Source organism: Pantoea sp. V106_11, assembly GCF_029967885.1.
GTDB lineage: Bacteria > Pseudomonadota > Gammaproteobacteria > Enterobacterales > Enterobacteriaceae > Pantoea > Pantoea ananatis.
The window spans coordinates 148,149-158,980 of the sequence record NZ_JASCAK010000023.1 but is presented as its reverse complement, the minus strand read 5'-3'; the positions used below and the strand labels follow the sequence as shown (position 1 = coordinate 158,980).

Annotated in this window: 10 protein-coding genes; 5 read left to right on the top strand and 5 right to left on the bottom strand. The window is 49.8% G+C overall.

Going from position 1 to position 10,832, the window contains the following annotated elements; genetic code table 11:
* Window positions 1-165: 165 nt before the first annotated feature.
* On the bottom strand, window positions 166-1,824 hold the full coding sequence (locus QLG08_RS06760) for a methyl-accepting chemotaxis protein (RefSeq protein ID WP_014333091.1): 1,659 nt from the start codon (window positions 1,822-1,824) through the stop codon (window positions 166-168).
* A 332-nt stretch (window positions 1,825-2,156) separates the two neighbouring features.
* Between QLG08_RS06760 and QLG08_RS06755 the strand changes: the two genes are divergently transcribed.
* Entirely contained in the window at window positions 2,157-2,504 is a 348-nt protein-coding gene (locus QLG08_RS06755) for a gamma-glutamylcyclotransferase family protein (RefSeq protein WP_014333089.1), read from the top strand.
* A gap of 20 nt (window positions 2,505-2,524) precedes the next feature.
* On the opposite strand, the gene QLG08_RS06750 is transcribed toward QLG08_RS06755, so the two are convergent.
* Window positions 2,525-3,430 (bottom strand): EamA family transporter, encoded by a 906-nt coding sequence (locus tag QLG08_RS06750; protein ID WP_174261527.1) that lies wholly within the window; start codon window positions 3,428-3,430, stop codon window positions 2,525-2,527.
* A gap of 169 nt (window positions 3,431-3,599) precedes the next feature.
* On the opposite strand from QLG08_RS06750, the gene QLG08_RS06745 reads away from it, so the two are divergent.
* Both QLG08_RS06745 and QLG08_RS06740 read left to right on the top strand, forming a co-directional pair.
* Window positions 3,600-4,484 carry an AraC family transcriptional regulator gene (locus tag QLG08_RS06745; protein ID WP_014598165.1) on the top strand — a complete coding sequence of 295 codons (885 nt, stop codon included), beginning with the start codon at window positions 3,600-3,602 and terminating at the stop codon, window positions 4,482-4,484.
* A 166-nt stretch (window positions 4,485-4,650) separates the two neighbouring features.
* Window positions 4,651-4,932 (top strand): hypothetical protein, encoded by a 282-nt coding sequence (locus QLG08_RS06740; protein WP_013027822.1) that lies wholly within the window; start codon window positions 4,651-4,653, stop codon window positions 4,930-4,932.
* A gap of 288 nt (window positions 4,933-5,220) precedes the next feature.
* Here QLG08_RS06740 and QLG08_RS06735 read toward each other — a convergent pair whose 3' ends face one another.
* Window positions 5,221-5,376 (bottom strand): hypothetical protein, encoded by a 156-nt coding sequence (locus tag QLG08_RS06735; protein ID WP_155644247.1) that lies wholly within the window; start codon window positions 5,374-5,376, stop codon window positions 5,221-5,223.
* A gap of 193 nt (window positions 5,377-5,569) precedes the next feature.
* Between QLG08_RS06735 and QLG08_RS06730 the strand changes: the two genes are divergently transcribed.
* Window positions 5,570-6,604, top strand: a complete 1,035-nt coding sequence (locus tag QLG08_RS06730; RefSeq protein ID WP_041931041.1) for an alpha/beta hydrolase — start codon at window positions 5,570-5,572, stop codon at window positions 6,602-6,604.
* Window positions 6,605-6,645: 41 nt separating this feature from the next.
* On the opposite strand, the gene QLG08_RS06725 is transcribed toward QLG08_RS06730, so the two are convergent.
* A complete protein-coding gene (locus QLG08_RS06725) occupies window positions 6,646-8,106 on the bottom strand; it encodes a fructuronate reductase (protein ID WP_282472861.1) in 1,461 nt (486 codons plus the stop codon).
* Between the two features lie 742 nt (window positions 8,107-8,848).
* On the opposite strand from QLG08_RS06725, the gene QLG08_RS06720 reads away from it, so the two are divergent.
* Window positions 8,849-9,043 carry a hypothetical protein gene (locus tag QLG08_RS06720; protein ID WP_013027819.1) on the top strand — a complete coding sequence of 65 codons (195 nt, stop codon included), beginning with the start codon at window positions 8,849-8,851 and terminating at the stop codon, window positions 9,041-9,043.
* Between the two features lie 418 nt (window positions 9,044-9,461).
* Here the strand turns inward: QLG08_RS06720 and QLG08_RS06715 are convergent, their stop codons facing one another.
* Window positions 9,462-10,712 carry an aromatic amino acid transporter gene (locus QLG08_RS06715; protein ID WP_104933809.1) on the bottom strand — a complete coding sequence of 417 codons (1,251 nt, stop codon included), beginning with the start codon at window positions 10,710-10,712 and terminating at the stop codon, window positions 9,462-9,464.
* Window positions 10,713-10,832 lie beyond the last annotated feature (120 nt).

Below are 10,832 nucleotides of genomic sequence, written 5' to 3'. Positions count from 1 at the left end.
AACAGGGGGCCTGATCAGGCATGCCTGTTACCCAGGACAACAAGCGACACGCTCACCCGCTTTACTGGCAGAAAAGACGTGCATCGGGCAATAAAAAAGCGCTGTCGTACACAGCGCTTTTTGTCGCCAGCAGGCACCGGCGGGCTTAGATCCCTAAAGAAGGCATCAGAAACTTTCCCAGTTAACCTTATCGACGTTGACTGCTTTCAAATCCGGCCTTTTCAGTGCGGGTACTGACGGGCTCACCGGCACACTGGCTGGTGAAGCAACCTGGGTGACACTGTCATTAACCTTAAAGGTTGAAACCAGTCTCGATAGCGTTTCTGCCTGCTCCTGCAGAGATTTAGACGCCGAAGACGCTTCTTCAACCAGTGAGGCGTTTTGCTGCGTCACTTCATCCATTTGCCCGATGGCCAGATGAACCTGCTCAATGCCTTTACTCTGCTCGGCCGTAGCGGCCGCAATTTCATTGACTAAATCAGCGACCTGTTGAATAGCATTGCTGACGTTGTCTGAATTGCTGCCCACGCTTGTTGCCTGCTCAAGGCCCTGCTCAACTTGTGAAACTGACACGTTGATAAGATCTTTAATCTCCCGGGCTGCGGACGAAGAGCGCTGTGCCAGATTACGGACCTCAGAGGCGACGACCGCGAACCCCCTACCGTGTTCACCGGCACGTGCCGCTTCTACCGCGGCATTAAGCGCCAGGATATTGGTCTGGAAAGCAATCCCCTCAATAAGCCCGGTGATTTCAGAAATTTTGGCAGAACTGCCGCGAATGTCGCCCATCGTCGTCAACATTTGACTGACTGCGGAGCCGTTTTGTTTGGACAGCGTATTGGCATTATTTGCCAGATTGCTGGCCTGTACCGCACCTTCCGCATTCTGACGCACGGTATCGCTCAGCGTCGCCATACTGACTGACGTTTCTTCCAGTGAAGCCGCCTGTTGTTCCGTACGCGATGACAGGTCTTCATTGCCCGCTGCGATTTGCGTCGCGCCCGTACTGACAGATTGCGCTGAATGGTTCACAGACATCAGAGTGGTGGATACACGTTTCAACAAATCATTAAACGCTGATGCGGTCTGGCCTATTTCATCGTTTCTGAGGACAGGCGCTGAACAGGTTAAATCAAGGTTATTACTGACGGTCGACATCGTATCTTTAATGCTGGTCAGGCTTCTTTTAATTCCCAGAATAATACTGACAGAGAACAGGCCGAGTAACACAATAACCAGCACGGATGCACTTGTCATCATCCAAAACGTCTGTGAATAAATACGGTTATTCTCTGCTCTTAATCCATCACCAATTTTAATATTCAAATCGATTTGTTTGGTGAAGTCAGACTCCATTTTGCGGGCAGCGGCGCCAATGCCGTTTTCGCCCTGAAGCTGTTCTAGCGACAGGGCATTATCGTGACTGCGCGAAGCTGCAAGAAATGCCGGAAGCGTGCTACGAACCGCGTCAAGGTTACGTTGCGCCTGTACCGTCATCGCTTTATCTTCATCACTGGAAATATCATTCGCCATATAGTAGTCATTCAGCGATTTAATATTATCAAGAATGCCATTGATTTTATCTTCAGCTGCGGACTGTTTCGCGCTGTCGGCCATCGACTGATGACGATACAATGCCAGCCCGAGCTGGTTAGTTGCACTGATTGACTTGTTCAGATCTTTAATGCTGGGTATCGCATTCACCTGAACATATTCAAAGCGCGACTGGAAACCGGATATCACGGATAATGAAACAGCAACGAGCGCACAAAGTGATAACGCCAGCAATGAAAATGCCAGCACCAAACGCTGGGTAATAGTCATAAAAGCCCCTGAGTGTGAAATTGAAAAAAGGTTATCGCAATGCATTCTTATCGGCACAGTACAAACCAGCTTTACCTGTTAATCAGAGATATATTTAATTTCTAAAACTTGATAAATAGAAAATAAAGACTAAGTCACTCAACCGCTGACGGGAATAAAAAATAATGACTTGCCTCAGCCTTTAGCGATTAAACCCTGTTCTATTTGCGCGTTGCCTTGCATAAGGTTGTTGTTTATCAGCCTGATATACAGACTCGTGACCTGATCGCCCCTGCCTGATGACAACGACATTCCAGACAGGTAAGGTGGCATTTTTTGTGACAGAGACGAATATGGAAAGGTTGTTTGTTTATGGCACCCTGTGTCCGGGCCGCAGTAACGCCTCTCTTCTGGAGAACATCGGTGGCGCCTGGCAGGCCGGAGTTGTCCGGGGCGTTTTTTTTACTGAAGGGCGCGGCGCGGCTGCAGGCTTCCCCGGTATTGTTGTGGACGATCGCGGGCCACAAGTGCAGGGCTTTCTTTTTTCCTCGGACAATCTGTACCTACACTGGCCGATGCTGGATGAATTTGAGGAGGGTTATGACCGGATCAGCGTTAAGGTGGCCCTGGAAAACGGTGACAGTGTCACCGCATGGATATATCAACTTCAGCCGCAGAGCATTCCGCAAGCCAGTGAATAACGCCTTATCTGATCACTGCTTTATAGCGTGCCCGGCATGGGTTTCGGTTTTGGCCAGCGCAAGGGACGTCCGAACATCACCAGGTTACCGCCCAGGATCATCAGCAATCCCACCACGCTGTGGCTTTGCCAGTGATAGCCTTCATAAACCGTCGATAAGGTGAGGGCAACCAACGGAAACATCAGTGTTGTGTATGCGGCTTTAGCGGCGCCCGTACGTCTGACCAGGGTGAAATACGCCCAAAACGCAATGACCGAACCAAATATGGACAAATAAAGCAAGGCACTGAGGTAGCTCAGTGTCCAGAGCGGTGAGAAACTCACGCCACGAAGCAGAGCGATAATGCCCATGACTATTGCGCCGTACAACATAGCCCAGGCGTTAGTGGTCATGGTTTCCAGCTGTCTGCGCTGATGCCGCAGGCTGATCATGTTGCCAAGAGAAAAGCCAAACGTGCCCAACGCCGACAGGCCGATGCCTCGCCACAGTCCACCGCTTGCGCCGCTGATGTGCAGATCGTCCCAAAACAACAGGATCATGCCCGTTAATCCCAGCGTGACCGCAAACCAGAAACGCGGCTGGGGGCGCTGCCCAAAAAACAGATAACTGTTTACTGCGTTATACAGCACCGCCATGGAAAAAATCACGGACTCTAAACCGGTATTGATATAACCGGCGGCGGTGTAAAAGCACCAAAAATTAAAGCAAAATACACAGCAGCCCTGCAAAGCGCAAAACAGATGATCGCGCGGCGATAATCTGCGCAGGCGCCCCATTATCTGCAGGAGCGTCAGCAATAAAATACTGGCTATGGCGAAGCGCCAGAAAACGGACACCGTGACATCAACGGGCCCTTGTTGCAAAAAGATGGCAATCCAGGTTGTACCCCAGATAACCACGACCACAGCATAGAGTAATGCGTTCATGCTTTTTCCTTTAAACGAAGCAGAACACAGTGTCCCAACTGATGAGGACGCACGCTTCTATGAACCTGCGTCTGATTTGCAAAATCTTGCGCATTTTAACGATACAGATCTGGCTACCTGCTGGCTCTCGCCCTAGACTGAGCCTCTGATGAACGGGCGGAAAAGAGTTATGTCTCGCGTTTACGACACGTTTGAAATACTGCGTCAAAATAAAGCTGTGTTGCGCGAATCGGTCATGCTTAACTCCGGCATCCGGCTGGCAGCGTGGCACAACAAGCAAGACAGGATTACCGTAAACAGTAACCATCACACGCTAAGCCTGTATGTTGCCGATGGCTATGAGAGTTACCACAAAACCGCTTCAGGCTGGCGAAACGGCGGTGGACCAGATAAATTCTGCCTGATGCCGCAGCAGAGCGAATCCACATGGGACGTACGTAATAACCTCTCTTTTGTGCATCTCTATTGCACAGATGAGCATTTACGCGATGTGGGCGAGAAAATATGGGATCGCAGCCCGCTGTCGATTGCACTGGATGAGAAAATATTTTGCAGTGATGCCAGTATCACCACGTTGTATCGCCAGTTCTTACTCAGCTGTGACTGGCAGCAGCCCGCAAATCACCTCATGTTGAGCACTGCCAGCACCCTGTTATTAACTCATCTGATCCAGCACTATTCCAGCGTTCAGTGGCGGCCTCCGGCGGTAACGGGTGGACTGGCCCCCTTTGTATTACGCAATACGCTGGCTTTTATTGATGCGCACCTGGCATTGCCCCTCACGCTTGATGCACTGGCCACTCAGGCAAACCTGAGTGAGTACCATTTTGCCAGGATGTTTCGCCAGTCGCTCGGTATTGCGCCGCATCAGTACGTCATGCAGCGCCGCATGGAAAAAGCACAGCAGATGGTGCAGTCAACCTCGCTGCCGTTGACGCAAATCGCACTGGATACTGGCTTTAGTTCGCTAAGTCATTTCAGCCACCGCTTCAAACAGGTGACAGGCTTGACCCCTTCGCAACTGCGAATGGCGAATGGCGTGAAAGCGCCCTGAATCAGAGGCACTGGTAAGGGCTGATAACCGTGACCGGAAATCAGCAACGATAATTTCATGTCTGAGTAACTTAAACCTATCCTCACTCACCCACAGGTATTGGCTTTACTCACGTTGCATCCTGATTATACTAGGCACGCATTCATTCAGGCTTCATGGTATCGGCGTGATTGAAGGTTCGGATGGCTGTTTCGCAAAGCCGACCATGATTACCCGCATGACAATCGCCATTCTGGTCAGCCAGCAGTTAACGAATGAGGACTGTGGTCATGTTACTGTTCAAAAACGCGCTATTCCCTCCTCCCGCAAAGCGAGTGCAATCGCTGTAAGCCTTATTGACGCGATGTCTTGCTGTCGCAGCAGTTATTCCTACACGAGCAGCGTTAACAGCAGGCTGGATCATCCCTTTTTTGTCGCCATGCATGCGGATAGCCGCACAGGAACATGATGCCAAAATCAGCCGATAAAGAGGCTTACCGCCTATCGTTAAACCGTCAGACTTATCACCTGATGCAACATTGATATCGAGCGGCGTAATAAAGAGGTGCCTGCCGCCGAAACATCAGCGCACTCGGGCCGGGATAACAGCGCGGCTGCCTGACAGGCAGAAGCCGGACGCTGTCTCACCGGATGACGTTAATGTTCACATCAACGGATGCGATTAACCGTCATCATAATGACAAGGAAGCACATCATGAAGTTTTCATCTGAAAGCGCAATTTCGTTCATTTTTCTTTTAACCGGCCTGATCCTGACAGGATTGGGTATCTGGCAAATACTGACGCCGTGAGGTGACGCTATGCGTAAATTCACGCTTGATCGGATTTTTATTCAGGTGGTAGCTATCGCAGTCGTTTTTATCCTGCTTACCATCGTCATTCGCTAATCTCATCGGGCCAGACCGCCACAAGGTTTGGCCCGCGCCTCATCACTCCGCAATCTTTCCCCCAAAATCCGGCTTTCATAATCTCGCTCAACTTCTCTTTGCCGTTTATGCATTACCGTCTGATTGCTGAAAATGACAGCCTCAATGCAGTTTTTTTTGTTCAATTGAGAGCATTTCTCTCAACGTCTGGGGAAAAATTATGAATCTATGCCACAATTTTTTAATTGGTGGGTTAGCAGCAATGATGACAATGGGGAGCGCGATGGCGACAGAGCATAACGATCTGACGGGTTATCGTGAGGGTGCAAAGGTTATTCAGGTCAAACCAACACGCAATCAGATAGATGCCATTAGTGGCATCGTTTATTCACAAATCACGACGGCACGAGAGACCAGGCCGCTCCATATGTCGCTGTTAGTGCCCCGCACCGACGCGCCTAAACCCGCCATCATTTATTTTCCCGGTGGCGGTTTTACCAGTGCCAATCACGATAAGTACATCCAGATGCGTATGGCGCTGGCAGAGGCTGGCTTTGTTGTGGCCGCTGCGGAATATCGCGTTGTACCGGATACCTTCCCGGCTCCGGTAAATGATGGTAAAGCGGCAGTGCGCTATTTGCGACAACATGCCGAGACATACGGCATTGATCCCGCGCGCATTGGTGTACTCGGCGATTCGGCTGGGGGATGGCTTGTGCAAATGCTCGGCACCACACAGGGGGAAACGGCGTTTGATCGCGGTGATTTCACCGATAAATCCTCTGATGTGCAGGCAGTGGCAACGCTATATGGCATATCCGACCTCCTTAACATTGGCGAAGGTTATGCCGATGAAATTCAAAAAGTTCATCAGTCACCTGCGGTAACCGAGGCATTGCTGGTGCACGGTCCAGCCTTTCGTGAGTTTGCTGGCGCAAGCATCATGGACGACACGGCAAAAGCACGGCATGCCAGCCCTATGGGACATTTACGAAACAGCAAGCCGCCTTTCCTGATTATGCACGGTGATAAAGATTCTCTGGTATCGCCCCATCAAAGTGCGCAGCTGTTTGATGCACTCAGGAAAGCCGGTGAGAAAGTGGACTACGTTGTGGTGAAAGGGGCAGAGCATGCCGACCTCACCTGGTACCAGCCGGAGGTTATCCAGGAAGTCGTAAGCTGGTTTACGCGCGAACTCAAACCAGATACGGGCGTCGTTGCCGACCAATCTGGCCGTCCAAACGATAACCTGTAATCGCCAGGCAAGCCACTGCCCGTGGCTTGCCTCACTGAAGATTAATGCGCAACGGCAGCGGCTACCGCGCCTTTCGCCCCTTTATCAAGCAGAAGCTGATAGGCACGGGTTACCTGCTCCACAAAGTACGCATTATTTGCCAGCGCCTCACCAAAAATGGCATCGACACCTAATAATGCTTTCACCCTCGCCTCGCCATCAGCACTGGATCCCACAGCAGCGTTCAAAGTGGGTAATAACGGGTCGATCACTTCAATCGGATTTCCCTGCTCGTCTACGCCTGAGACATAGCGCATCCAACCGGCAATGCCCAGGGCGAGCAGGTCAAAATCACTTTCGTTTCTGAGATGCCAACGAACCGAGTCCAGCCAGCGCTGAGGAAGTTTCTGGCTGCCATCCATGGCTATCTGCCAGGCACGGTGCTTTAACGCATTGTTTTCAAAGCGCGCGATCAGCAGGTCAGCATAACGCGTCAGATCCACGCCCTTAACTTGCAATGTCGGTGCCTGCTCCTGCAGCATCAACGTTCGTGCTGCCCGTCTGAAATCGGGATCCTCCATGCAGTCACAAATATGTTCATAGCCCGCCAGATAACCAAGATAGGCCAGAAATGAGTGGCTGCCGTTTAACATGCGCAACTTCATTTCTTCGTACGGGACAATATCGTTAACGAGTTCTGCGCCGGCCTTTTCCCACTCAGGACGTCCGGCTACGAAGTTATCCTCTATCACCCATTGCCTGAAGGGTTCACAGGCCACCGCCAGAGCATCCTGCACCCCTGTTACCTGCGCAATTTTATTCAGGCTTTCCTGGGTGACGGCGGGTACGATACGATCCACCATGGTAGAAGGAAAAGTGACGTGCTGTTCGATCCAGCTTGCCAGTTCGCGATCGCATTGCCGCGCATAGGCGCAAACGACCCCGGCAATCACCCTGCCATTTTCAGGAATGTTATCGCAGGGCATGACGCTGAAGGCGGCTAACCCCGCCGCTCTGCGGCGGGCCAGCGCTTCAACGATGATGCCTGGGGCGGAATGGGGCTGATGGGGCTGTGCTAAGTCAGCTACGATGAGGGGATGGTCACGCATCAGTTCGCCTGTCGCGGGCGCGTGGCAGTAGCCCTTTTCGGTAATCGTTAACGACACAATGGCAACCTGCGGCTGGCATAGCGCCTCCAGCACGGCTTCAGTGCCATCAACCTGCGCATGAAGCGCCTGCCTGACGACGCCAACCACCCTGCCTGACCACGCACTGGCGGACATTTCTGCCACGGTATAGAGAAAATCCTGACGCTTGAGATCGGCAATCTGTTGCTCACCGCCGATAAGATTGACTTCAATATAACCCCAGTCGCTGCTGTGTTCAGCAGCAAGAACGTCTGCATAGACAGCCTGATGGGCACGGTGAAACGCACCAAATCCGAGATGAACGATTCTCGGAACCAGATTATGGCGATCCCACTGTGGAACGGTGGCGTTAGCACTGAGTAATTTATTTGGCATTGTAATCTCACTGTTAATTAAAGTTATTATTTGGTTATTTCCCGCATGATTCGCTGTGTCCTTGCGTGACATAACAGCATTGATGAAAAAAAGGGGTAATTAAAATTAAATGACCGCCGCGACAAAATGATCAATTAGTGGATTGCAGATTGTGCGTTGAACAATTTTTTCGTCAAAACCAAGATTATCGCTATGAAAATATGCAAGTCCACTACCATACCAGAAGCAACGCCTGAATTGTGACATGCGCTGGGATGAGATAGCGAAATAAATAATAAGCATGTAAGGAATATACCTCACAAGCCTGTTTCCATGAGGTTAAATTGGTAGTTTTTATGTTATTAATATTTTAAGACATAAGTAATCAGAGACAGCACCGTCTCTGGCAAAAAATGCTTAGATCCGGAAAAAGGCGTAATGCCTGACAGGGCGTCATGTAAAATAAATTCAAATTTATTCAAAACGTGTGATGCAGGAAAATGAACCCTTCATAACTAGCTCCATTATGACAACACTGTTTCATCGTCGGTCCGATCAAGTTTGAGTTAGTTATTTCTTACGCGATTCGCGATGGCTTTCATTGTGACAATTTAATGACATAGATGTACATCAAGTATTTATAATTTAATGCTTACCATGAGGGAAACAGAGCATCAGGTAGCACTGATTCCTCATTTTTCCGGCGGATTACCACGCATAATTCCAGCTGTGTTCATGACATCCATGAACCAAGGAGGAAATTATGTGGAAATTGAACTCTGTGATTGATATGCAAGGAACAAATCCTTACCTCATTCTTGTCAATAACCTTGGTGATACCCGACTGTTACCCTGTAAGAATATTAATCCTGCCTTCTTGAGAACCCTGAATTTTTCTGATCTTGAAACCAGTCTGTTAACTGAACGAGTAAAAATCAATAATAAATCAGCAAAATAAATACCACTGTCCCGATCTCTCCTGGCCCTCTGACTGGTTTTAATGAGGGCCGCTCTTGTTAAAACCCCAATTCACATTGCTCAGACCTCATCTCAGGATGTTGCCATGAAGAGATGCATGTTTGCCTTCAGGTAAGATTCCGCGCAACGCGACTGCAGCAGCAGGGTATTACCCTTTAGCCTGCTGCCTGTCATCACACCTTGAATAACAGGTCGTTATACGCTTTGTCGATCGGGGCTTACTGAGCCCTGACACTGAGCTTCAGCCAGCTTGTCCGTGGGAGCATCGCGGCTGAAGCCTGAGAAGTGTTGAAGACGTGAGTCGCTCAGCCCCCGGCAAGGGACACTGGGCTAATCAGGCAGCATGAGAGCACAGGATGGTGATGGTGATAAGGTGCACACATCGCGCTCGCTTCACTTTAGCTAAACGAAGGCAGCAGCCGGAATACATCAAGTACCACCGTCAGGTAAACGAATCCCCCCACCACGATAACCAGATTAAGGATCATGTTATTACAGGGTGCGGTATAGACTGCAGTGGGAAAACGCTTGCGGGCCGCCTTCACAAGAAAAGGCGGCAGAATAACGCTCCAGATCGTAAAGGCCAGACCGGCATAGCCAATTGCATAGACAAAGCCACCGGGCAGGATGAAACAAACGACAGCGGGTGGCAAATACGTTACCAGGGCCGTCTTAAACCGGCCAGAACGGTCGTCTGAAAAATGAAACAGATCGGCAATATAATCGAAAAGCCCCAGCGTCGCGGCTAGCAATGAACTGGCTACCGCAAAATTACCAAAGAAAGTGAGGATCAGATCCATAGACGTGCTGGTAAATAAGCCCCCTATTGCCTCGACAAATACATCAATATTCCCCCCTTTGGCGATAATGGGCGAAAAATCGGCGCGGCTGATATTGCCCATGGTGACGACCAACCAGAATATGTAAAGCAGCAGAGCGAAAGCCGTGCCAATAAAAATCGACCGGGTGATATTCTCAACCCCCTGAGTGCCATACAGCTTCACCAGACTGGGCACGTTGCCGTGGAAACCGTAAGAGATGATGCAGAAAGGTAGCGTCATTAAAATATAAGGCAGATATTGCGTGTCAGGCAGCGCCCAGGCGGCACTGTCAATAAGTTTAGCGCCTTCGACATGCCATATCAGGCCAGAGAAGGTAGCAAAAAAGGCAACAAACTTCCCGATAATTAACACCGTTGTAATACGACCAACCAAAAGTGAGCTGTACCATGCGATGCCACCGACCAACACGCTTACGATGATCACAGATAAGCGGGCTGGAAGATAAAATCCGCTGTATTTTTCTACCGTCTGAGAGATGACAGCAGAAGAGCCAGAAATATAAGCATAAGTTAAAATATACAAGACAAAGCCAAATGCGATACCCACCACAACATTCCATTTATGACCTAATAAATCCTGTGTGAAGGTGTTAAAACTCGCACCACCGCCATAATGGAGATTGACTTCAACCAGCATCAGTCCGGTTAACAGCATCATTATGGCAATGAGCGTTAAAATAATTGATGCGCCTGGAAACCATATGCCAGCCATAGCAATCGGCAGTGAGAACATACCGCCACCTATGACGGTGGCAATGATAAGCATCGTTCCACTCATTAAACCGGGTGTTGTTTTCTTAATAACCATGAGAAATTCTCCTGTTGACTCTTTATTATCATTTTGGCGTCATTCTGAATCCGCTGGATAATAACGGTTCTACTGCAGACCTGCCATGGCGGCAGGTCTGAAATAAAGGAAGGGCTATAG